Origin of the sequence: Streptomyces sp. MBT53, assembly GCF_016654115.1 — a bacterium.
GTDB lineage: Bacteria > Actinomycetota > Actinomycetes > Streptomycetales > Streptomycetaceae > Streptomyces.
In genome coordinates, this window is the sequence record NZ_JAEQAZ010000063.1 from 35323 (window position 1) to 57100 (window position 21778).

The 21778-nt window shown below is 70.1% G+C and carries 21 protein-coding genes; 11 read left to right on the forward strand and 10 right to left on the reverse strand.

Annotated features, from left to right (window positions below):
* Positions 1-48 precede the first annotated feature (48 nt).
* The 8 genes from JHN45_RS23390 to JHN45_RS23425 form a co-directional block, all read right to left on the reverse strand.
* Positions 49-1791, reverse strand: a complete 1743-nt coding sequence (locus tag JHN45_RS23390; protein ID WP_201050498.1) for a complex I subunit 5 family protein — start codon at positions 1789-1791, stop codon at positions 49-51.
* The gene (locus JHN45_RS23395; protein WP_200710937.1) at positions 1791-2138 is read right to left on the reverse strand and encodes a sodium:proton antiporter; all 348 of its coding nucleotides are present in this window, start codon (positions 2136-2138) and stop codon (positions 1791-1793) included. Before JHN45_RS23395 ends, JHN45_RS23390 begins: the two co-directional genes overlap by 1 nt.
* Entirely contained in the window at positions 2138-2878 is a 741-nt protein-coding gene (locus JHN45_RS23400; protein WP_201050499.1) for an MnhB domain-containing protein, read from the reverse strand. The genes JHN45_RS23395 and JHN45_RS23400 overlap by 1 nt, the downstream gene beginning before the upstream one ends.
* Positions 2875-3135 (reverse strand): DUF4040 domain-containing protein, encoded by a 261-nt coding sequence (locus tag JHN45_RS23405; protein ID WP_200710935.1) that lies wholly within the window; start codon positions 3133-3135, stop codon positions 2875-2877. The genes JHN45_RS23400 and JHN45_RS23405 overlap by 4 nt, the downstream gene beginning before the upstream one ends.
* Positions 3128-3580, reverse strand: a complete 453-nt coding sequence (locus JHN45_RS23410; RefSeq protein ID WP_201050500.1) for a monovalent cation/H+ antiporter complex subunit F — start codon at positions 3578-3580, stop codon at positions 3128-3130. Before JHN45_RS23410 ends, JHN45_RS23405 begins: the two co-directional genes overlap by 8 nt.
* Positions 3577-3759, reverse strand: coding sequence for a hypothetical protein (locus JHN45_RS23415; protein WP_201050501.1), 183 nt, complete (start codon positions 3757-3759; stop codon positions 3577-3579). The genes JHN45_RS23410 and JHN45_RS23415 overlap by 4 nt, the downstream gene beginning before the upstream one ends.
* Before the next feature lie 159 nt (positions 3760-3918).
* Complete coding sequence (locus JHN45_RS23420; protein WP_200710933.1) at positions 3919-4719, reverse strand: RNA polymerase sigma factor SigF; 801 nt, start codon at positions 4717-4719, stop codon at positions 3919-3921.
* Between the two features lie 161 nt (positions 4720-4880).
* On the reverse strand, positions 4881-5126 hold the full coding sequence (locus tag JHN45_RS23425) for a hypothetical protein (RefSeq protein ID WP_201050534.1): 246 nt from the start codon (positions 5124-5126) through the stop codon (positions 4881-4883).
* 195 nt (positions 5127-5321) lie between these two features.
* On the opposite strand from JHN45_RS23425, the gene JHN45_RS23430 reads away from it, so the two are divergent.
* The 7 genes from JHN45_RS23430 to JHN45_RS23460 all read left to right on the forward strand — a co-directional run bounded on the left by JHN45_RS23430 (position 5322) and on the right by JHN45_RS23460 (position 15494).
* On the forward strand, positions 5322-5981 hold the full coding sequence (locus JHN45_RS23430; protein WP_201050502.1) for a diguanylate cyclase: 660 nt from the start codon (positions 5322-5324) through the stop codon (positions 5979-5981).
* A 2-nt stretch (positions 5982-5983) separates the two neighbouring features.
* A complete protein-coding gene (locus JHN45_RS23435) occupies positions 5984-6532 on the forward strand; it encodes a type 1 glutamine amidotransferase domain-containing protein (protein WP_200710978.1) in 549 nt (182 codons plus the stop codon).
* A 100-nt stretch (positions 6533-6632) separates the two neighbouring features.
* Positions 6633-9704: an FAD-binding and (Fe-S)-binding domain-containing protein gene (locus tag JHN45_RS23440; RefSeq protein WP_201050503.1), complete on the forward strand. Its 3072-nt coding sequence runs from the start codon at positions 6633-6635 to the stop codon at positions 9702-9704.
* Between the two features lie 11 nt (positions 9705-9715).
* Positions 9716-11527: a thiamine pyrophosphate-requiring protein gene (locus tag JHN45_RS23445; RefSeq protein WP_307783170.1), complete on the forward strand. Its 1812-nt coding sequence runs from the start codon at positions 9716-9718 to the stop codon at positions 11525-11527.
* Positions 11527-12654, forward strand: a complete 1128-nt coding sequence (locus tag JHN45_RS23450) for an enolase C-terminal domain-like protein (RefSeq protein WP_201050505.1) — start codon at positions 11527-11529, stop codon at positions 12652-12654. The genes JHN45_RS23445 and JHN45_RS23450 overlap by 1 nt, the downstream gene beginning before the upstream one ends.
* A 12-nt stretch (positions 12655-12666) precedes the next feature.
* Entirely contained in the window at positions 12667-14457 is a 1791-nt protein-coding gene (locus tag JHN45_RS23455; RefSeq protein WP_201050506.1) for a glycoside hydrolase family 15 protein, read from the forward strand.
* Positions 14458-14480: 23 nt separating this feature from the next.
* The gene (locus JHN45_RS23460) at positions 14481-15494 is read left to right on the forward strand and encodes an SDR family oxidoreductase (RefSeq protein ID WP_201050507.1); all 1014 of its coding nucleotides are present in this window, start codon (positions 14481-14483) and stop codon (positions 15492-15494) included.
* 4 nt (positions 15495-15498) lie between these two features.
* Here JHN45_RS23460 and JHN45_RS23465 read toward each other — a convergent pair whose 3' ends face one another.
* A complete protein-coding gene (locus tag JHN45_RS23465) occupies positions 15499-15987 on the reverse strand; it encodes a flavin reductase family protein (protein WP_201050508.1) in 489 nt (162 codons plus the stop codon).
* A gap of 172 nt (positions 15988-16159) precedes the next feature.
* Between JHN45_RS23465 and JHN45_RS23470 the strand changes: the two genes are divergently transcribed.
* The 4 genes from JHN45_RS23470 to JHN45_RS23485 all read left to right on the forward strand — a co-directional run bounded on the left by JHN45_RS23470 (position 16160) and on the right by JHN45_RS23485 (position 19493).
* Entirely contained in the window at positions 16160-17338 is a 1179-nt protein-coding gene (locus tag JHN45_RS23470) for an AI-2E family transporter (protein WP_236583985.1), read from the forward strand.
* A 92-nt stretch (positions 17339-17430) separates the two neighbouring features.
* Positions 17431-17775: a hypothetical protein gene (locus tag JHN45_RS23475; RefSeq protein ID WP_201050509.1), complete on the forward strand. Its 345-nt coding sequence runs from the start codon at positions 17431-17433 to the stop codon at positions 17773-17775.
* A gap of 55 nt (positions 17776-17830) precedes the next feature.
* A complete protein-coding gene (locus JHN45_RS23480) occupies positions 17831-18796 on the forward strand; it encodes an LLM class F420-dependent oxidoreductase (protein WP_201050510.1) in 966 nt (321 codons plus the stop codon).
* Positions 18797-18803: 7 nt separating this feature from the next.
* Entirely contained in the window at positions 18804-19493 is a 690-nt protein-coding gene (locus tag JHN45_RS23485) for an HAD family hydrolase (protein ID WP_201050511.1), read from the forward strand.
* A 1221-nt stretch (positions 19494-20714) separates the two neighbouring features.
* Here JHN45_RS23485 and JHN45_RS23490 read toward each other — a convergent pair.
* Complete coding sequence (locus JHN45_RS23490; protein ID WP_201050512.1) at positions 20715-21767, reverse strand: serine hydrolase; 1053 nt, start codon at positions 21765-21767, stop codon at positions 20715-20717.
* Between the last annotated feature and the right edge of the window lie 11 nt (positions 21768-21778).

Here is a 21778-nt window from a genome sequence, read left to right on the forward strand (position 1 = left end):
GGGGCGAGCGTCCGGACCAGCTGGGCGCCGCCCGGTACAGGGCCGCGATCATCGCCCGAGGATCCCCGGCGCCGCCAGTGCCGCCAGCAGCGTCGTGCCCATCAGCAGCCACGCCACGTAGTCGCCGATGTGCCCGGACTGAAGGCGTCGTAGGGGAGTCGTCCAGGACGGTTCGGCGAGCGGCTTCGGGTGGGTCACGGCGAGGGCGGCCAGGCCGAGGGCCAGCGCGGTCGAGGTGAGACCGAGGAGGACACCGGCGGGGGTCCAATACGGTGCGGTCCCGCCGGACACCGCCCGACCGACCACCCTGGCGAAGCCCGGTACCGCGCCCGCGGCGAGGGATGCGACGAGCAGCACGGCCGGGACCGCGGTCATGGTGTCCGGCACCCGGCTCAGCCGGTGCCGGGTCTCCGGTTCCTCGTCGATCCCGGTGGTCTCGTACGACGACTCGTCGCCGGGCCGGGGACCGAGGCCGAGGAACACCCGCGCGGCGACCCGGAGCACCGCGCCCGCGGTCACCGCCGACACGGCGAGGAACAGTACGGTCAACGGGCCGCCGACAGCCTCCTCCAGTACCGCCTTCCCGAGCCCGATGCCGAAAGGCGGGAGCCCGGCGAGGCTCAGCGCGCCGAGGACGAACAGGACGGCGACTCCGCGCAGTTCGCGGGCGCGGCCGTGCAGGGCGTGTTCGTCCACCGAGCCGTACCGGTCGAGGAGGACGCCGGTGCAGGCGAACAGGGCGGCCTTCACACCGGCGTGGCCCAGGATGTACAGGGCGACTCCGTCGTCGGCCTCTGGGCTGAGGGCACCGATGCCGATGAGGAACAGGCCCATGTGGGCGACCGTAGAGTACGCGAGCAGCCGTTTGATGTGCCGCTGATACCAGCACATCACCGCACCGACCACGGCGGTCAGTACACCGAGGACGACGAGGGCGCGTTCCAGGTCGGACGCCGGGATGCCGCCCGGGCCGGAGAAGACCGTCCGGTACACCCGCCACACGCCGTAGGCGCCCAGCTCGACCATGACTCCGGACAGCAGCATGCACACCGGTGTCGGCGCGACCGCGTGCGCGTCCGGCAGCCAGAAGTGGAACGGCACGGCCGCGGCCTTAACCAGCAGTCCGGTCAGGACGAGTGCGAAGGCCGCGAGGGTGAGGGCGTCGGGGCCGCCGTGGTGGTCGAGGCCCTGGCCGATCTTGGTCATGGTGAGTTCGCCGGTACGCGCGTACAGCAGGGCGATGCCCGTCAACACGGCGTACGCGCCGAGGGAGTTGAGGACTCCGAACGACAACGCGCCCTGCACGGCCTTCGGTTCCTCGACGCGATGACCGGTCAGCGCGTACGCCACGACGCTCATCAACTCGAAGAACACGAAGGCGTCGAACAGGTCCCCCGCGATCGCGAAGCCGCACATGCCGCCCTGGAAGAGCAGCATCAGGGCGGGGAAGGCGCCCGCGTGACGGCGGGGCGGTTCGTCGAAGTAGTGCCAGGAGTACGCCAGTGCCGCCACCGTCAGGAGTGAGGCGAGGGCGGCCATGCCGAGTCCGGGGCCGTCCCCGACGAGGACGATCCCGACGCTCTCGCCGCCCTTCGGGGTCCAGCCGCCCACCCAATCGGTCAGCGGCGGTGAGGAGTTGAGGAGGAGCGCGATCGCGAGTCCCGCCGTGCCGGCGGCGAAGGCGCAGCCGATCGTCTCGGCGGCGACGCGGGAGAGTCGGTGTCCGCCGGCGACTAGGAGGGTGGCTCCGAGGAGCGGGACGGTGACGAGGACCGGGAGCAGGTGGTGCATCAGCCGCGCAGTTCCGAGAGTTCGTCCGGGTCGACCGTGCCGTGGAGTTTGGAGACTTGGAGGACGAGGGCGAGCAGGACGGCGGTGACCGTGGCTCCTACGACTACGTCGGTGAGGGCGAGGGCCTGGACCACCGGGTCGACGACGGGGCGGGAGCCGGGTTTCAGGTCGGAGAAGACGGGGGCGGTGGCGCCGTCGCGGTAGCCGATGGCCAACAGCAGGATGTAGGTGGCGGATTGACAGACCGCCAGACAGCCCACGGCGTGGATGAGGTTCCGGCTGGTCACCAGTCCGTAGCAGCCGACGAGGAACACCCAGGCGGCGACGAGGTACGGGAACACCGACATCACGTGTCCTCGCCGCCCTTCTCGATCTCCACGGCCTGGTCCAGGAAGCGGGCCAGTAGGACGACGACCGCGCAGGCGACCTCCATGCCGATGGCCGCGTTCAGGAGGGGGACGGTGCCGCCCGAGGACAGGGTGTTGAAGGTGCCGTAGGGAAGGAAGTTGGCGAGGAAGGCGGTGCCGGCCAGCAGCCCGGCGAGGCCCAGCACGAGGTAGGCGGAGGCGGCGAGGGCGTCGGCGGTCTCGTAGGAGGCGACCGGGCGGACGTGCTCCAACGCGCGGTAGTCGGCGCCCAGATAGAGCAGGTGCAGGGCGGTCGCGACGACGACACCGCCCTGGAAGCCGCCGCCCGGGCTGAGTTGGCCGTGCGCGATCACGTACAGGCCGGTGACGACGGCGACGGGGAGGACGAGGAGCGCGTATCGGCGTACGGGGAGGGCGACTTGCTCGGGTTCGGGTGCGGCGCGGTGCTCGTCGCGGGTCTGGCGCAGCAGGACGACGGTGCCGAGGACGGACGCGAAGAGGATGCTCATCTCGCCGAGGGTGTCGAAGGCCCGCTGGTCGAAGTTGACGGAGGCGATCGTGTTCGCGGTGCGGCGGGCGAGGGAGGCGCGTACCACCCGTTCCCCATACGGGTGTTGGGCCCCGCCGAAGCCCGGCAGGCCGAAGCACGCGGCGACGAGGAGGGCCGCGAGACCGGTGGCGCCGACGGCCGCGACGATCAGTCGCATCCGCCGGGTCATCGGTCGGTCTCCCGCTTCCGTTTCGGCCGTCGGACCTTGCGCACGGACAGCATGATGAGCAGGGGAGTGAGGGCGGAGCCCACGGCCAGTTGGGAGAGCGCCACGTCGGGGGCCTGGAGCACGGTGAACAGGACGGCCAGGACCGTACCGAGGACGGCCAGGACGAGTGCCTGCCGTGCGGGGTCGCGGGTGGCGACGGCCGCGGTCGCGGAGGCGGCGACCAGCAGCAGCGCCACGACGATCAGCGGATCATCCACGCTGGCTCCCCGCGAAACCACCGGACAGGGCACGGGAGGCGATGAGGTTCCCGCCGATCAACAGGGCGCCGACGACCAGGAGTTTGCCCAGCGCGCGGCCCGGACCCGTGGCCACGCACACGGCGATCACGACGGCACCGCCGAACACCGCGACCGCGTACGTGACTCCCCATGCCCGCGGCGGATCGTCCGCCAAGTCCTCCGCGAGGATGCGGGCGAAGACGAGGGTGCCGACCGGGCCCAACAGGGCCAGGAGCAGGGCGAGATCGACGTACGACGGGCGGTCGTAGCCCTGGGCGAGGAGCAGCAGGGCGGGGCAGGCCAGCGAGGTGGACAGGTTCTGTGCGACGACCCGGCGGCGCAGCGGGCCCGTGGCGACGCCCCAGACCGCGGCTCCGACGCCCGCGCCGAGCGCGGCCGTCGTGGCGACGGTCCAGCCGTTCACCACCCGCTCACCGCGCGGTGCGTCCCCCAGGCCGCGAACGCGCCGACCAGCGCGGCGGACGCGCCCACGACGAGTTCCAGCGTGCTCACCGTGCTGATGAAGACCAGCCACAGCAGGGCGAGTACGGCCCACCAGGCCAGCACCTCGGCCAGGCCGAGGAGTGTCGTACGCCGGTTCACCTGGCACCTCCACCGACGAGGTCAACTCGCCCTGTTTGATTGGATATTTTCGCTACGGCATCCAAGCATCGTCGCTCGTCCACCCGAGGGCGACGCGCGACGACCTGGCAACCGAAGTGCCCTGAGAAGACGAAGGGAAACCGGTCACGCGCAGCGGACTCAGGCCGCGTCGTGCATGACCTGATCCCGCAGTCGGTCGCAGCAGAGGGCGATCAGGCGGGAGACGTGCATCTGTGAGATGCCGAGCCGGTCGGCGATGGCGGCCTGTGTCATGCCGCGGAAGAAGCGCAGGTAGAGGATGGTCTGGTCGCGCTCCGAGAGTGCGTGGATACCGGGTTTGACGGCCTCGCGGTCGACGACGGTGTCCAGGGCCGGATCGGGTGCCCCGAGGGTGTCGCTGAGGGAATACGAGTACCCGCCCTCGCCGGAGGGCAGTTCCGCGTCCAGGGAGAGGGAGGTGAAGCTCTCCAGGGCGCCCAGCCCGATCAGGACGTCCTCCTCGCTGAGGCCGGCCTCGGCGGCGATCTCGGCGGTGGTGGGGCGTCGGCCCTGCACGGTCTGTGACAGGTCCTGGATGGCGAACCGCACCCGGTTGCGCAGTTCCTGCACCCGGCGTGGCACGTGCACGGTCCACATGTAGTCGCGGAAGTGCCGTTTGATCTCGCCGGTGATGGTGGGCACGGCGTAGCTCTCGAAGGCGTTGCCGCGCGCGGGGTCGTACCGGTCGACGGCCTTGACCAGGCCCAGAGCCGCCACCTGGCGGAGGTCCTCGGAGCTTTCGCCCCGGTTGCGGAACTGCCCGGCGAGCCGGTCGGCCATGGGCAGCCACGCCACCACGATCTGGTCACGCACGGTGTCGTGCCGCGGACCGGGGGCGAGCAGGACGAGCAGACGGAAGGACTCCGCGGTGTCGGGGGCGTCGTCGTGCGGATGGTGTTTCGTGCTCGATCGGACAGACATGGTGCCTCACCGCTTCCCCTGCATTGGGGCGGACGATCACCATGGGAAGTGCACTCGCCGTAGAGACAGGCACACCCGGTGCGACGACTCGTCGCTCCCACGGACGTGCCTCCTGTCCGAAGCACTGCTCTTCGGGTACCCCCGTCAATCCGTGGCAAACATCAGGTCGGACCCGGGGCAGGCAGGGGGACGTCGAGGAGGCGCGGGGCGCCGACCCCGATCGACGGGGCGGGGATTCGGGGCGAAGGCGCGGGATTCCCTGCCGGAAGCCGGGCGGGCTCGGTCGGCGCGACGGCCGGCGGGGGCCGCTCGGTGCTCTTGTCGGGCAGAACCAGCTCCTCGTATCTGCCCAGGGCGAGCAGCAGGCCGAGCATGAAGGGCGGAATGAGCACCGCGAGCACTGCCATGACATGTCCTTCTTCGGGAAGCCGCGCGAGGGACGAGGCGCGAGTGTCCTCGAAGCGATGGCACAAACCTCCACGTCGGTCCTCCGTGTCGGTGTCCGGTCTACGGGTACGCGGGTGCCACGGCCGAAGATCCGGGCGCTACGGCGCCGACCGGCCTCCGCCCGCCTCGAACACCACGACACCGAGGAGAACCGTGTGACCTCGCTTCGCACCTTCGCGCGACCGGCCGTCCGCCGGCAGGAGACCGATGTCGGGGACGCGACGACCCGCTACCTGCTGTACGGGCTGCTGCCCGGCTGGTTCGTGCCGGGCCTGGCCGACTGGGTGATGCACCGGCGGACCCGGATCGAGGACACCTCCGGCACGAAGGAGTCCCTGATCCACGCGCTGATGATGACCGAGGTCGGCATCCCCATCGCGCTGACCCTGCGCTACGAGGTCAACCCCCTTCTCCTCGCTGTGCAGTTGGGCGGCGCCACGGTCCACGAGGCGACCGCTCTGTGGGACGTACGGACGGCCGTGCGCAGCGAGCGCGAGGTCAAGCCGATCGAGCAGCACATCCACAGCTTCCTCGAATCGCTGCCCTTCGCCGCCCTCACGTCCCTGATGTGCCTGCACAGCGATCAGGTCAAGTCTCTTCTGGACGGCGGGCGTTCGGACCCGAACGCCTGGCGGCTGGTGCCGCGCGAGCGACTGCTGTCGCGCGGCTACCTCGCGGGCATCGCCGCAGGGATCGGCGCGTGCGTCCTGCTGCCGTACGGAGAGGAACTGCTGCGCTGCCGACGAGCTGCCCGGACCCGCCGAAAGCCGGCCCGGGACGAAACCACCTGGCAAGCCACCCAAGGAGAGGGATGACCATGCGTATCGCGTTCCTGATGGCGCCCGAAGGCGTCGAGCAGATCGAACTGACCGAGCCGTGGCGGGCGGTCACCGACCAGGGCCACGAGACGGTTCTCGTGTCGACGGAGCCCGGACAGATCCAGGCGTTCGACCATCTGGACAAGGCCGACGCGTTCCCGGTGCAGATGGTGGCGCGCGAGGCGTCGGCCGAGGCGTTCGACGGTCTTGTCCTGCCCGGCGGGGTCGCCAATCCCGACCTGCTGCGCACCGACGAGGACGCCGTGTCGTTCGTACGGGACTTCTTCGATCTGGGTCGGCCGGTCGCCGCGATCTGTCACGCGCCGTGGACGCTGGTGGAGGCGGGCGTGGTCCCGGGTCGCACGCTGACCTCGTGGCCGAGCCTGCGCACGGACATCGAGAACGCGGGCGGCACCTGGGTCGACGAACAGGTACGCGTCTGCGACGACGGGCCCAACACCCTGGTCACCAGCCGTAAGCCGGATGACCTGAAGGCGTTCTGCGAAGCGCTGCTCACGGAGTTCGCCAAGGCCCGGCACGAGGTCTGATGCGCACTGGCCGGACGTTAGTCGCCTCGATCACCGGGCACTCGACCCACGGCAACCGAGCGGCCCTCCGCCTCGGGGCCCTCGCCGAGGGGAGTCGACGGTGACCGAGGCACGACGATCCGAAACGGCACTGGACACCCGTGCCCTGGAGCAGGCGCTCCGCGCACGGGTCGACGGCGAGGTCCGGTTCGACGCGGGCAGCCGGGGCGCCTACGCCACGGACGGCTCGAACTACCGCCAGGTCCCGATCGGGGTCGTCGTCCCGCACACGATCGACGCCGGCGCCGAAGTTGTCGCCGTTTGCGCCGAGTTCGGGGCGCCGGTGCTCTCGCGGGGCGGCGGGACGAGCCTGGGCGGCCAGTGCACCAATACCGCCGTGGTCATCGACTGGACCAAGTACTGCCACAAGGTGCTCTCCATCGACCCCGACCGGCGCGTCTGCGTCGTCGAACCCGGCATCGTGCTCGACGAGCTCAACCGCCAACTCGCCGATCACCGGCTCCAGTTCGGCCCCAAGCCGTCCACCCACAGCCACTGCTCGCTCGGCGGCATGATCGGCAACAACTCCTGCGGCGGCTCCGCCCAGGCGTACGGCAAGACCGTCGACAACGTCCGGCGCCTGGAGATCCTCACCTACGACGGCACCCGCTGCTGGGTCGGCCCCACGACGGACGACGAGTACGAGGCGATCATCGCGGCCGGCGGCCGACGCGCCGAGATCCATCAGGGGCTGCGGCAGATCATCGACCGCACGATGGCGGACGTGCGGCGCGGATTCCCCCGCATCCCGCGCCGCGTCTCCGGATACAACCTCGACTCACTCCTCCCCGAGAACGGCTTCGACGTGGCCCGCGCGCTCGTCGGCAGCGAGGGCACGCTCGTCACCGTCCTGCGCGCCGAACTCGACCTCGTCCCCCTCCCGCCGTACGAAGCCCTCCTCGTCCTCGGCTACGACGACATCTGCTCGGCGGCCGACGACGTGCCCCGACTGCTCAAGCACAGCAGCCCGACCCAACTGGAGGCGCTCGACGGGCGGATGGCCCAGTTGATGCGCGAAGAGGGCGCCTATCTCGACTCGTTGAGCGAGCTCCCGGAGGGCGAGAGCTGGCTCCTGCTCCAGTTCACCGGGGACCGCCAGGACGAAGTCGACGAACAGGGACGGGAGTTGATCCGGGCGCTCGGACGCGACGAGAGGGATCCGTCGGTCGCGTTCTCCGACGACCCGGCGCGCGAGCGAAAGATGCTCAAGGCCCGCGAGGCCGGACTCGGCGTCACCGCACGCCCGCCGGACGGCCGGGAGACCTGGGAGGGCTGGGAGGACTCGGCCGTGGCACCCGAAGTCCTCGGCGACTATCTGCGCGACCTGAAGAAGCTCTTCGGGGACTTCGGCTACGACCATCCTTCCCTGTACGGGCACTTCGGACAGGGCTGTGTCCACACGCGGATCCCCTTCGAACTCACCACCGCCGAAGGCGTCGCGAACTTCCGGGAGTTCCTCTTCCGGGCGGCCGATCTGGTGGCCTCCTACGGTGGTTCGCTCTCGGGCGAGCACGGCGACGGGCAGGCGCGCGGCGAACTGCTGCCGCGCATGTACGGGGAGTCGGTCGTGGCCGCCTTCGGGCAGATGAAGGCCCTCTTCGACCCGGACAACCGGATGAACCCCGGCAAGGTCGTCGCCCCGTACCGCGTCGACGAGAACCTGCGGCTGGGACCCCTGTGGCGGCCGGACAGCCACGACACGCACTTCAGTTATCCCGACGACGACCACTCCTTCGACCGGGCGGTGCTGCGCTGTGTCGGCATCGGCAACTGCCGTACGCACGAAGGCGGGGTGATGTGCCCCTCCTACCGGGCGACCGGCGAGGAGGAGCACTCCACGCGCGGGCGAGCCCGGCTGCTGTTCGAGATGCTCGGCGGGCACGCGGACTCCGCGATCACGGACGGCTGGCGCTCCACCGAGGTCCGTGACGCCCTGGACCTCTGCCTGGCCTGCAAGGGCTGCAAGTCCGACTGCCCGGTCGGGGTCGACATGGCCACCTACAAAGCCGAGTTCCTCTCCCACCACTACGAGGGACGCCTGCGGCCGGCCGCGCACTACTCCATGGGCTGGCTGCCGGTATGGGCGCGGCTGTCGCGACTGGCACCCCCGCTGGTGAACGCCGCGCTCGGCGCGCCGGGGATCGCCGGTCTCGGCAAGCGCCTCGCGGGCGTGGCCGTGGAGCGCGACGCGCCGGTCTTCGCCGAGGAGTCCTTCGTGCAGTGGTGGCGGGCTCGCGGGAATGCCGACCCCGATCCGGCCGACCCACGCACCGTCCTGCTGTGGCCCGACACCTTCAGCACCTACTTCCACCCGGGCGTCGCCAAGTCCGCGGTCCGGGTCCTGGAAGACGCCGGATTCAACGTCGCCGTCCCCACCCGTACCGTGTGCTGCGGCCTCACCTGGATCTCCACCGGCCAACTCACCACCGCCAAGAGGGTGTTGGGGAACACGCTCGACGTGCTGCGGCCCTGGTTGGAGGCGGGCACTCCCGTCATCGGACTCGAACCTTCCTGTACGGCCGTATTCCGCGCCGACGCCCCCGAGTTGCTGCCCGACGACCAGGATGTGCGGCGCCTGGCAGGGCAGTTCAGGACGTTCGCCGAGCAACTCCTCAACCACGCACCGGAAGACTGGCGGCCCCCGACCCTCACCAGGGCGGCGACCGTGCAGACCCACTGCCACCAGCACGCGGTGACGAAGGACGACGCCGACCGCGAGCTGATGCGACGGGCCGGGATCGACGCCGATGTGCTGGACGCCGGTTGCTGCGGCCTGGCCGGCAACTTCGGCTTCGAGCAAGGCCATTACGACCTGTCGATGACCGTGGCGGAACAAGGCGTGCTGCCCGCCGTACGGGACACTGCCCCCAGCGCGCTCGTCCTCGCCGACGGCTTCAGCTGCCGTACGCAGATCGAGCAGGGCGACACCGGCCGCCGCGCCCTGCACCTGGCCGAGGCCCTGGCGCTCGCCCTCGACGGACACCACCTGCCCGCCGACCACCCCGAGAAACTCGCCGACCGGCCCGAGCGCTCCGCCCGCGACGGCCGTCTGCTGATCTCGGCCGCCGCTGTGCTCGGGGCAGCGGCGGCCGTCGGGGCCTATCGGCTCCGCAACCGCCCATCAGCGCGATGAAGGGAACTCCCGTGTCCGTCAAGGTGTCCGACTACGTACTCCAGCGGCTCCGCGAATGGGACGTCGACCACGTCTTCGCCTACGCGGGCGACGGCATCAACGGCCTCCTCGCCGCCTGGGGCCGCTCCGACAACAAGCCGAAGTTCGTGCAGTCGCGGCACGAGGAGATGTCCGCGTTCGAGGCGGTCGGCTACGCCAAGTTCTCCGGCAAGGTCGGTGTCTGCGCGGCGACTTCGGGCCCTGGCGCGATCCACCTCCTCAACGGTCTCTACGACGCGAAGCTCGACCACGTCCCGGTCGTGGCGATCGTCGGACAGACCAACCGCAGTGCCATGGGCGGCAGTTACCAGCAGGAGGTCGATCTGCTGAGCCTCTACAAAGACGTCGCCTCCGAGTACTGCGAGATGGTCACCGTTCCCGAGCAACTGCCCAACGTCATCGACCGCGCGATGCGCACCGCGTACGCGAAGCGGACCGTGACGGCGATCGTCATCCCCGCCGATGTGCAGGAGTTGACCTACTCGGAGCCCACCCACGCTTTCAAGATGGTGCCGTCAAGCCTCGGTCTGACGCACTCCGCGCCGGTGCCGCCGGCGGCCGAACTCGCGCGCGCCGTCGAGGTGTTGGACGAGGGGGAGCAGGTCGCGATCCTGATCGGGCAGGGTGCGCGCGGTGCCCGGGCCGAGGTGGAGGAGATCGCCGAGGTGCTCAGTGCCGGGGTGGCGAAGGCGCTGCTCGGCAAGGACGCGCTGCCGGACGATCTGCCGTACGTCACGGGCTCGATCGGCCTGCTCGGCACCCGCGCCTCCTACGAGATGATGCGGGACTGCGACACGCTGCTCGTGATCGGCTCCAGCTTCCCGTACACGCAGTTCCTGCCGGAGTTCGGGCAGACCCGGGCCGTGCAGATCGACGTCGACCCGTTCATGATCGGGCTGCGCTACCCCTTCGAGGTCAACCTCGTCGGGGACGCGAAGGAGACCCTCCGGGCCCTGCTGCCGCAGTTGAAGCCGAAGAAGCACGGCTCGTGGCGCAAGAAGACCGAGATGGCGACGGCCCGTTGGTGGGACGTGATGGAGCGGCGGGCCGCTGTGGACGCGGACCCGATCAACCCCGAGTACGTCGTCCACACGCTCGACGCGCTCCTGCCGGACGACATCATCCTGGCCGCCGACTCCGGCTCCGCCGCCAACTGGTACGCCCGGCACCTGCGGATGCGCGGGAACATGCGCGGCTCACTGTCCGGCACGCTGGCCACCATGGGGCCGGGGGTGCCGTACGTCATCGGCGCGAAATTCGCCCACCCGAGCCGTCCGGCGCTGGCGATCGTCGGGGACGGGGCGATGCAGATGAACGGCCTGGCCGAACTCATCACCGCCGCCAAGTACTGGCCCGAGTGGGAGGACCCGAGGCTGATCGTCGCGGTCCTCAACAACCAGGATCTGAACCAGGTGACGTGGGAGATGCGGGCCATGGCCGGGGCCCCGCAGTTCCTGCCCTCCCAGGCGCTCCCGGACGTGCCGTACGCCGACTTCGCCCGCTCGATCGGCCTCGGCGGGGTGCGGGTGGAGAAGCCGGCGGAGGTGGAGGAGGCGTGGCAACGGGCGCTCGGCGCCGACCGGCCGTTCGTCATCGACTTCCGGACCGACCCCGCCGTACCGCCGATCCCCCCGCACGCGACCCTCGACCAGATCGAGGCCGCCGCCTCGGCCGTCCTCAAGGGCGACAGCGACCGGGCGGGCATGATCCGGCAGGGGTTGAAGGCGAAGGTGCAGGACATGCTGCCCGGCGGCAAGCGGCGCCAGGACAAACCGGGGGAGTGATGGCCCCGCAGACCGTCGGGCGCGGTGAGCCGCTCGTGCACCGGGTCGAGACGGCTGTGTACACCGTCCCCACCGACGCGCTGGAAGGTGACGGCACCCTGACCTGGGACTCGACCACCATGGTCGTGGTCCAGGTGCACGGGGGCGGGGCCACGGGACTCGGATACACATACGGCGCCGCCGCGACCGCGCACGTCGTCGATCAGCAACTCGCCGACGTGGTAACGGGGTTGAGCGTCTGGGACGTGCCCGCCGCCAACGAGTCGATGAACCGGGCCGTCCGCAACGCCGGCCGCCCCGGCCTGATCGCCGGCGCCGTCTCGGCCGTGGACATCGCCTTGTGGGACCTGAAGGCCCGTCTCCTCGACCTGCCTCTGATACGGCTGCTCGGCGCGAGCCGCACCGACGTGCCCGTGTACGGCAGCGGCGGCTTCACGACGTACGACGAGCAGCAGCTGGATCGTCAACTGCGCTGCTGGGTCGAGGAGTTGGATATCCCCCGGGTGAAGATCAAGATCGGGGAGTCCTGGGGTCGGGCCGAGCGACGGGACCGCGAGCGGATCGCGCGGGCTCGCCGGAGCATCGGCGACGCGGCGGAGTTGTACGCCGACGCCAATGGTGGCTACGGCTGCAAACAGGCGATCCGCATGGGCCGCCATCTCGACGAGCATGACGTGACGTGGTTCGAGGAACCCGTCTCCTCCGACGACCCGGTCGGCCTGGCGGCGATCCGGGCAGCCGTCCTGCCCGAGGTGACCGCCGGTGAATACGGCTACACCCTCGCCTACTTCGGGCAGATGCTGGGCGCCGGAGCCGTCGACTGCCTCCAGGCGGACGCCACCCGCTGCGGCGGCATCACCGTCTGGCTGCGCGCGGCGGCCCTCGCGGAAGCGGCCGGCCTGGAACTCTCCGGGCACTGCGCCCCGCACGTCCACGCGCACGTGGCCGCCGCGATCCCCAACCTGCGCCATCTGGAGTGGTTCCACGACCACACGCGCATCGAGGACCTCTTCTTCGACGGCACCCTCGATCCCCAGGGCGGCAGCATCCACCCGGGCGCAGAAGGCGCGCCCGGCCACGGCCTGACCCTCCGCAGCGAACAGGCCGAGAAGTACCGGACCGGATAGGAACGGAAGACGATGAGCACGCCGGAAACAGCCGAGCGCGACGCGTTCCCGCCGCAGGCGCTGCACGACTACGCCTTCCTCGCCGACGGCGAACGCGGGGCACTGGTCGGCCCACGCGGGGAGATCGCCTGGCTGTGCGCACCCCGCTGGCACAGCGGCGCGGTCCTCTCCACTCTCATCGGCGGAAGCGGTCTCTACGCCGTCACGCCGAGGGGGCGCTTCGTGCCCGGCGGACACTACGAAGAGGGCTCCCTGATCTGGCGCAGCCGCTGGGTCACCGAGGACGGGATCGTGGAATGCCGGGAAACGCTGGGGTTTCCGGGCGAGCGGGGCCGACTCGTGCTGCTGCGGCGCGTGCGGGCGACGGAGGGACCGGCCCGCGTCCGGGTGCTGCTGCATCCCCTCGCCGAGTACGGCACCCAGCGCCTGCGTGACGCGCGACGCGACGACGACGGTGTGTGGACCGCACGGGTGGGAGACCTGCACCTGCGGTGGACCGGTGGCGGCGACGCCTCGCTCTCCGAAGTCGGCTCCAGCGGTGGGAAGTTCACCCTCGACCTCACTCTGGACGCCGGACAGCGGCACGACCTGGTGCTCGAACTTGGTGAGTTCCCGCTGTGGGACACCCCCGTTCCTGATCCGTCCACGGAGTGGTCCCGGACCGAACGCGCTTGGCAGGACGCCGTACCCGGGCTCGACGACACCGTCGCCGCCCGCGACGCACGGCAGGCGTACGCCGTACTGCGCGGCATGACCAGCGCCGACGGAGGCATGGTCGCCGCGGCCACGACGAGCCTCCCGGAGCGTTCCGAGGAGGGACGCAACTACGACTACCGCTACGCGTGGATCCGCGACCAGTGCTACGCGGGCCAGGCGGTCGCCGCGGCCGGTCAACACCCCTTGCTGGACGAGGCGGTTCGGTTCGTCGGTGCCCGCCTGCATGAGGACGGGCCGAAACTGAAACCCGCGTACACGGTCGACGGCGGTCCCGTGCCCGACCAGCGCACGCTCCAACTGCCCGGCTATCCCGGTGGGTTCGACCGGATCGGGAACCATGTCAACCGTCAGTTCCAACTCGACGTGTTCGGTGAGGCGTTGCTGCTGTTCGCCGCCGCAGCGCGCCACGACCGGCTCGACCGGGACGGTCGGCAGGCCGCCGAGATCGCCGTGGCCGCCATCGCCGCCCGCTGGAACGAACCGGACGCGGGCATCTGGGAGTTGGACGACCGGGCTTGGACACACAGCCGTCTGATCTGCGCGGCGGGGCTGCGCCGGATCGCCGACGTGGCGCCGGACGCGGCCCGCAAGAGTAAGTGGATCGAGCTGGCCGACACGATCCTCGCGCACACCGCGGCACACGCTCTGCACCCCGACGGACACTGGCAACGCGCCCCGGACGACCCGGGCTTGGACGCGGCCCTGCTGCTGCCGCCGGTACGCGGACTGCTCCCGGCCGACGACCCCCGCACCCGCGCCACCCTCCACGCCTACACCGAGAACCTCACCCGCGACCACTACGCCTACCGCTTCCGGCACGACGAACGCCCCCTGGAGGAAGCCGAAGGCGCCTTCCTGCTCTGCGGTTTCGTGACGGCGCTGGCCGAACACCACCAGGGACGAGAGGTGGACGCCCACCGCTGGTTCGAACGCAACCGGGACGCGTGCGGAGCGGCGGGCCTGTACTCCGAGGAGTACGACATCGCCCAACGGCAACTGCGCGGCAACCTGCCCCAGGCTTTCGTCCACGCCCTCATGCTCGACACCGCGGCCACCCTCGCCCGAACTCCGGGCATTCCCACCTGACTTCCGAGACGAACAGGACGAGCATGAACCAGCAGACCGTCGTCATCACCGGGGCCAGCGCCGGCATCGGCCGGGCCACCGCGCGACTCTTCGCCGAGCGGGGCGCCAACGTCGTCCTTCTCGCGCGGGGCAAGGCGGGCCTCGACGCCACGGCAGCCGACGTCGAGGACCGGGGCGGCCGCGCCCTCGCGGTGCCCACCGACATGGCCGACCCCGAACAGGTCGAGGCCGCGGCCGTGGCCGCCGAGGAAGCCTTCGGGCCGATCGACATCTGGGTCAACAACGCCTTCACGTCGGTGTTCGCGCCGTTCATGGAGATCGAACCCGCCGAGTACAAGCGGGTCACCGAGGTCAGCTATCTGGGCTTCGTGCACGGCACCCGGGCCGCGCTGCAGCGCATGATCCCCCGGGACGCGGGCGTGATCGTGCAGGTCGGCTCGGCCCTCGGTGACCGCTCCATCCCGCTCCAGTCCGCCTACTGCGGTGCCAAGCACGCCGTCAACGGCTTCACGTCGAGCGTGCGCACCGAGCTGATGCACCAGCACAGCCACGTGAGCATCACCGTGGTACAGATGCCGGCCGTCAACACCCCCCAGTTCTCATGGGTGTTGTCCCGCCTGCCGAAGAGCCCCCAGCCCGTACCGCCCATCTATCAGCCGGAGGTGGCGGCCCGCGCCGTAGTGAACGCGGCGGACCATCCGCACCGCAAGCAGTACTACGTCGGCGCGTCCACCGCCGCGACCATCCTCGCCAACAAGCTCGCGCCCGCCCTGCTGGACCGCTACCTCGCCCGCACGGGCTACGCGTCGCAGCAGACCGACGACAGCGGATCCGGCACCCGCCCGGCCAACCTGTGGCATCCGGCGGACGAGGCCCCGGAGCACGACTTCGGCGCACGGGGCTCCTTCGACGAGAGGTCCCACTCGCGCTCGACGGAAGCAGCGCTCGCGCGACACCCCGGGCTCGTGCTGGCCGTCGCGACGGGAGTGGCGGCGGTGGGTCTGGGAGCGGTGATCCGGCGCCGGCGAGTGCGTTAGCCGTTCAGTCCGCCGGGTGGCCCGGAGCGATGTCGTGGGTGTCGCCGAGGGTCAGCAGAGCCGTGTGGTCGCCCGAGCGGTTCTCCGCCGCTTCCGGGGCGAGCAAGAAACCGACGTGGTCGCCGCCGTCGATCCGGTTCTCCACGCGACCGACGAACCAGGCGGGGGCTTCGTCGAGGATCACTGATCCGCCCGGCCCCCAGTGCCAAGTGACCTCGGCGAACTTGTCCGTACGATCGCCGGTCTCGCCGCCGAAGAGCTGGGCCAGCCGGTCCTGGTCACGGCGGAGGAGATGGACCGCGAGTCGTTCGGCGCGCTCGGCGACCCGGTACGTCCGGTTGGCCTTGGACAGCCAGACCATGAACCGCGCGGGTTCGATCGAGCACTGCGAGGCGAATCCGACCAGGCAGCCGCCTCGCTCCCCGTCTGTCTCGGCGGTCACGACGTACATCGGGTAGTCGAGCAGGTCGGTGAAGGGATCGAGATCGGTCACGGTGTTCGGCTCCCGCCACAAGAGATCGGATGTCGGCCAAGCGTTCCCCGGTTCCGTGTGCCGGTCGGTTCACGACGCGCGGGGCACTGACGCGGTACGACCGGAGTAGCAGGGGTACCCGGAACATCCGCGCCCATTCGAGGCCATGAGGCCATCTAGGAGAGCCGTCGCGATGTCTGCGCAGTCCGAGCCCGAGTCCGCCCGGGACGAGCAGGGCGCTCCGGAAGGGACGGACGTGAACGGCTCCGCCCCCGGCCCGGCGGACGCCGTACAGGAGTTCCGGAAGGCGCCGCCGCAGCCCCCGCCCAGAGATTCACGCGGTGGACGCAGGCGGTCATGGGTGAGGGTGGGCTTCGCGCTGGGCCTGGGGGCGAGCCTGGCGTGGCTCGCCGTCCAGACCGTTCTGCGGGTCAGTTCGATGCTGACCCTGCTCCTGCTGGCCGTGTTCATCGCGATCAGCCTGGAGCCGCTCGTTGTCTGGTTCACGCGCCGGGGGCTGCGGCGCGGCTGGGCCGTCGCGATCGTACTGACGGGCTTCGTCGTCGTACTCGGCGGCTTCCTGGCTCTGGTCATCCCGCCGGTGGCCAAGGAGATCAGCGCGCTGGTCGACGCGGTGCCCGGCTGGCTGGAGCAGGTCCACGACCACCAGTCGACGATCGGTCGCCTGGAGGACCGCTACCACGTGGTCGAGAAGGCCAAGGAGCAGATCGGTTCGGGAGGCGGAGCGTCCGGCCTGGCGGGAGGCGTCCTGGGCGCCGGTCAGATGGTCCTGAGCACGGTCACGTCCACGGCGATCGTGATCACGGTGACCCTGTACTGCATGGCGGCCCTGCCGGCCATCAAGGAGTTCTGCTACCGCTTCGTCGCGGTCAGCCGCCGTGAGCGCGTCGAGGGCGTGGCCGAGGAAGTCATGAACCGCATCGGCAAGTTCATGCTCGGCAACCTCGTCACCTCGGGCATCGCCGGCGTGGCGACCTTCGGCTGGTGCGCGGCCACCGGCGTCCCGTACGCCGCCGCGCTGGGCATCTTCACCGCCCTCATGGACCTGATCCCGATCGTCGGCTCCACCCTCGCGGGAATCGTCGTCAGCCTGGTCGCGCTGTCGGTGTCCCTGCCCATCGCGATCGCGACCGCGGTCTTCTACGTCGTCTTCCGCGTCGCCGAGGACTACCTCATCGTGCCCAGGGCCATGAAGTTCGCCGTGGACGTCCATCCGCTGGTCACCGTCGTTGCGGTTCTGGTCGGCGGGGCGCTTCTCGGCATCATCGGTGCCCTCGTCGCGATCCCGGTGGCCGTCGCCGTCGGCCTGGTCCTGGACGAGTACGTGTTTCCCAAGAAGGAACGGACATGACGGCCGCGGGGATTCCGGTTGCCTGAAATAGCATGAGATGGGTACCCGCACACGGAATCCCCGATCCCGATTACCCGAGGAGAGTGCCCCCGATGGTCACCGTGTCCCTCACCGGAGCGTCCAGGGAGGATGCCGCCACCGTTTTCGGCGTCCTGCGGACGGCGTTCCCCACCGACCGCCCCTCCGACGACGTGCCGCAGGAACAGCCGGGCGACCGCTCCGCCGTGTGGAGCGCGGAGTTCGAGCCGACGCAGGAATGGATCCCGACCGGTCCGATGCCCCTGGAGGGGTCGGTCACCGCCACGCTGCAAGGCGACTACGTCGCAGTGGACCAGCTGTTCGAAGCCCTGAGCACCACGTTCGCCGTCGAACACTGGGGCGCCGCGTCGGGGGACCAGGAGAAGGAGGTCGACCTGCGGCTCGGGACGAAGGAGTGACGGTGACGAGGCGGGAGACCGTAGCGCGCGGGCGAACCACGAGGAGTTGAGCGGCATGGTGCGGATCGGGTACACGATGATGACCGAGCAGGTCGGCCCACGAGAACTCGTCGACCATGTGGTCGGCGCCGAGCACGCGGGCTTCGACTTCTCGGTCACGTCCGACCACTACTTCCCCTGGCTGGAATCCCAGGGCCACGCCGCCTACGCGTGGAGCGTACTCGGCGCCGCCGCACAGGCCACCGAACGCATCCCCCTCATGACCTACGTGACCTGCCCGACCACGCGTTACCACCCGGCGGTCGTCGCCCAGAAGGCCGCCACCCTGCAACTCCTCTCCGAGGGCCGCTTCCGCCTCGGTCTGGGCTCTGGCGAGAACCTCAACGAGCATGTGGTGGGCGGCGGTTGGCCCGCCGCCCACGTCCGGCTGGAGAAGCTGGAGGAGGCCGTCGAGATCATCCGCGCGCTCCTCGCGGGGGAGAGCGTCAGCCACCACGGCGCCCACTTCGACGTGGAGAACGCCAAGGTGTGGGATCTGTCCGACACGCCTCCGCCGATCGGCGTCGCCGTCTCCGGCGACAGCTCGTGCGAACTCGCGGGCCGGCTGGCCGACTTGCTGATCGCCACCGAACCCCGGCCGGAACTGATCTCCGCGTTCGACCGCCACGGCGGCACGGGCAAGCCCAAGGTCGGCCAACTGCCCATCTGCTACGACGTCGACCGCGATGCGGCGATCGCCCGCGCCCACGACCAGTTCCGCTGGTTCGGCGGTGGCTGGCCGGTCAACTCCGAACTGCCCGGACCCGCCGCGTTCGAGGGCGCCACGCGGTTTGTACGGCCCGAGGACGTGGCCGAGTCGATTCCGTGCGGCGACGACGTGGAGGCGGTCGTCGAGGCCGTACGACCGTATGTGGATGCGGGGTTCACCGAGGTCGCCCTCGTGCAGATCGGCGGGGAGCACCAGGTGCCCTACTTGGAGTGGGCCGAGCAGAAGCTGCTGCCCGCCCTGCGGGAGTTGTGAGCGTGTGATGACGGCGAAACGTGCTGCGATCTTCGACGTCGACGGAACGCTTGTCGACACCAACCACCTGCATGTCGTGACCTGGTGGGAGGCGTTCAGGCAGGCGGACCGCCACGTCTCCATGCGGGACATCCACCGCGCTGTGGGCCTCGGCGGCGGCGACCTGCTCGACCACCTGCTCGGCGACGGCGACGGCGCCGGCGACGACCGCGATCCCGATGAGGACGCGCAGGTCGTCGCGGCCCACCACGCCCTGTACGCCACGTACTTCGAGCGGCTCCCGGCGCTGGACGCGGCGGGTGAGCTGCTGCGCGCGCTGGCCGGTAGGGGCTGGGCGATCGTCCTGGCGACCTCGGCGAGCGGCGCGGAACTCTCCGCGCTACGCCGTGCCATCGACGCGGACGACGTCATTCTCGGGGCGACCAGCGCGGACGACGTCGCCGAGGGCAAACCCGCGCCCGACCCCGTCCGGCAGGCCAGGGAGCTGGCCGATGTACCGAGCGAACGGGCCGTGTTCGTCGGTGACACGGTCTGGGACATGAAGGCCGCGGTCCGGGACGGAGTCGTTCCGGTGGCGGTGCTGTCGGGCGGGATCCCGCGCGCGGATCTGGAGAGCGCCGGTGCTCACGCCGTGTACCGGGATCCGGCAGACCTGCTCGGCCGCTTGGACTCCAGCGTCTTCGCCGACAAGGAGTGACCCGGTCCTTCGGACACCGTCGAGGCCGACGAAGCCAGTCACCTCACCGAGACTTCGGCGGATTGGCCGGGCGGCCCGCAGCGGCGTCGGCGCAGCCTGCCATCCAGTGCCGGGACGGTTCCCTTCCGCTTCGTGTGACGTACTCCTCGCACACGGTTGATTCGTCCTGGCCGGCCCTGTAGCCCTCCTCGTACTGCTGCCGGTAGCTGTTCTCGCACCCGGACACCAGCAGCAAGGGAACGACCAGAAGGGCAACCATGAACCCCTTCACACGCAAGGTGGAGCCGAACCGGCCGCACCGCGGTACGGCACCGGGCTCACGCCTGACGTGAAGAAACGGGAGGGTTCCGTCGTCCATGCGGCTCACCCTTCCAGAACACCCCTCCTACTGGAGCGGGTTCGCCTGGCGGTGAGGTGGCCGGGCGATACGCATGGCGTGCTTGCCTTGCGGCTCCGGACGGGCGTAAGGCGGCAGTCACCGGGTAACCGGAGCGCGATGGCGGGGGCGGCGCACTGCCTGGGGAGGTCGCGCGCCGCTCCCCGCCGGACTTTTCCGGCGCTCTTCGTCATCTTTTGCGGCTGTGGCTTCTACGTCCCCGGCTAGTGCCGGGGTGGAGTGGACAGCGACGTTCGAATGCCGTGCAAGGTCTTCCAGTGCGTCATCCGCCGACTTCGGCACCTGTTCCACATGGTCCCCATGGTCCCCGCTGGTCGCAGCGTTGCCCTGCAGGGCAACGCTGCACGGTAGAAGGGGAACGATGGGCGCACGCAAGTACGCATGGCCAAAGCGCGTGCGACCGGACATGATCCGGAACGCTTGGCTGAAAGTAACTTGGAGATGGGGTGTGGCGATCAGCGCGGGCGAAGTGGAGCTGGTCTCACGGCGACGGCAGCGTCATCATGGTCGACCGGATCACCATCTCAGCGCGATGTGACCCAGGGGATTTTGAGCATCAGTCGCTGGAACGGCCACTTCGGGGCGACTCTGTATGAGTGAGAACGGCCCTACTGGGCTGCTCGTAGCGAGGCGGGCAGCATTCGGTCCAGTTCCTCGTCGCTGAACGTCATGTCCTCGTTGAACTGCAGGGCTTGCTGTGCGTTCGAACCTGCTGGCAGTACTCATCGTCCTCCGATCGGACAGGCGCAGAGGAGCGTACAACCGAGAGCCACATGCTCGTCTTCAGTTCCACTCGCCGAAGGAGCTCCATCAACGGGCCCGGCTCAGGTGAAGACGTGTGAGCGGAATGCATTCCGCACCTGTGTGAGTGGCTCGCGGTCACGGGTGAAGTAGAGCTTGTTGGTGAGTAGAGCCGCCCAACGGTCCTTGTCAGGAGAGATCCACATGCCCGTGCCCGTGAAGCCGTAGTGGACCCAGACGTCGTCGGTCTTGGGTGTGGTGCCCGGGGCCGGGTGCCAGAACAGGCCACGGGGCGGGGTGAGTTCGCCTGTGTGGAGCCGCAGGGATTCCTTGACCCAGTCGGGCCCGAATCCGGGTGACTGGCTCACTCGGGCCGGGGCCAAGAGGTAGCGCAAGAACGCGGCAAGGTTGTCGAGGACGGAGAACGCGCCCGCGATGCCGCACACTCCGCCCAGCAAGCGCGCGGAGAAGTCGTGTGCAGACCCCTTGAGATGGGTTTTCGTGTTGTCGTCGAGCTCGGTTGGTGCACAGCGGGCAGCGACACCAGCCGGCAACGGCCCGAAGCGGGTCTCCGCCATGCCAAGGGGTTGCCACACGCGGTCGGCTGCGAGTGCGTCAAGGCTCTGGCCGGAGAGGTGTTCGGCGAGGTAGCCCAGGATGAGGGCGGCGCGGTCGGTGTACTCCACGGCCTCGCCGGGCGGCCGGTGAAGGGCTTCGCGCAGGACGCCGTCGCGGACGTCCTGCGGATCGGTGCCGTAGAGGTTCCTGAGGTTGGCCCGGAGGGGGGCGCCAGCGGTGTGGGTGAGCAGGTGACGTGCGGTCACCTGACCCAAAGGACGTCCGCTCACCTCGGACCAGAAGTCGCCCAGCGGCGTGTCGAGTTGGAGCTTTCCGTCCTCGACGAGACAGCCGATGGTCGACCACACAGCGAGAATCTTGGTGAGGCTGGCGACGTCGAAGACCGTGTCGTGCCGCATCGGTTCGTCCGGCTGATCGGGATCCAGGACGCCTGCGGTGCCGCTGGCCAGGATCCCGAGGCTGTTGCCCATCGCCCAGACAGCACCGGGGTAGACCCTGTCGCGGACCCCGTCATGGAGGAGCTGGTGGATGCGGTCGGTGTCGAGGTCGAGCGCCATGGTCTCCCGAT

What these genes read in the sequence shown, in the direction of transcription:
- JHN45_RS23390 (WP_201050498.1), bottom strand. Translation starts at nt 1,791, where the DNA reads ATGCACCACCTGCTCCCGGTCCTCGTCACCGTCCCGCTCCTCGGAGCC.
- JHN45_RS23395 (WP_200710937.1), bottom strand. Translation starts at nt 2,138, where the DNA reads ATGTCGGTGTTCCCGTACCTCGTCGCCGCCTGGGTGTTCCTCGTCGGC.
- JHN45_RS23400 (WP_201050499.1), bottom strand. Translation starts at nt 2,878, where the DNA reads ATGACCCGGCGGATGCGACTGATCGTCGCGGCCGTCGGCGCCACCGGT.
- JHN45_RS23420 (WP_200710933.1), bottom strand. Translation starts at nt 4,719, where the DNA reads ATGTCTGTCCGATCGAGCACGAAACACCATCCGCACGACGACGCCCCC.
- JHN45_RS23425 (WP_201050534.1), bottom strand. Translation starts at nt 5,126, where the DNA reads ATGGCAGTGCTCGCGGTGCTCATTCCGCCCTTCATGCTCGGCCTGCTG.
- JHN45_RS23435 (WP_200710978.1), top strand. Translation starts at nt 5,984, where the DNA reads ATGCGTATCGCGTTCCTGATGGCGCCCGAAGGCGTCGAGCAGATCGAA.
- JHN45_RS23450 (WP_201050505.1), top strand. Translation starts at nt 11,527, where the DNA reads ATGGCCCCGCAGACCGTCGGGCGCGGTGAGCCGCTCGTGCACCGGGTC.
- JHN45_RS23455 (WP_201050506.1), top strand. Translation starts at nt 12,667, where the DNA reads ATGAGCACGCCGGAAACAGCCGAGCGCGACGCGTTCCCGCCGCAGGCG.
- JHN45_RS23460 (WP_201050507.1), top strand. Translation starts at nt 14,481, where the DNA reads ATGAACCAGCAGACCGTCGTCATCACCGGGGCCAGCGCCGGCATCGGC.
- JHN45_RS23470 (WP_236583985.1), top strand. Translation starts at nt 16,160, where the DNA reads ATGTCTGCGCAGTCCGAGCCCGAGTCCGCCCGGGACGAGCAGGGCGCT.
- JHN45_RS23475 (WP_201050509.1), top strand. Translation starts at nt 17,431, where the DNA reads ATGGTCACCGTGTCCCTCACCGGAGCGTCCAGGGAGGATGCCGCCACC.
- JHN45_RS23480 (WP_201050510.1), top strand. Translation starts at nt 17,831, where the DNA reads ATGGTGCGGATCGGGTACACGATGATGACCGAGCAGGTCGGCCCACGA.
- JHN45_RS23485 (WP_201050511.1), top strand. Translation starts at nt 18,804, where the DNA reads ATGACGGCGAAACGTGCTGCGATCTTCGACGTCGACGGAACGCTTGTC.
- JHN45_RS23490 (WP_201050512.1), bottom strand. Translation starts at nt 21,767, where the DNA reads ATGGCGCTCGACCTCGACACCGACCGCATCCACCAGCTCCTCCATGAC.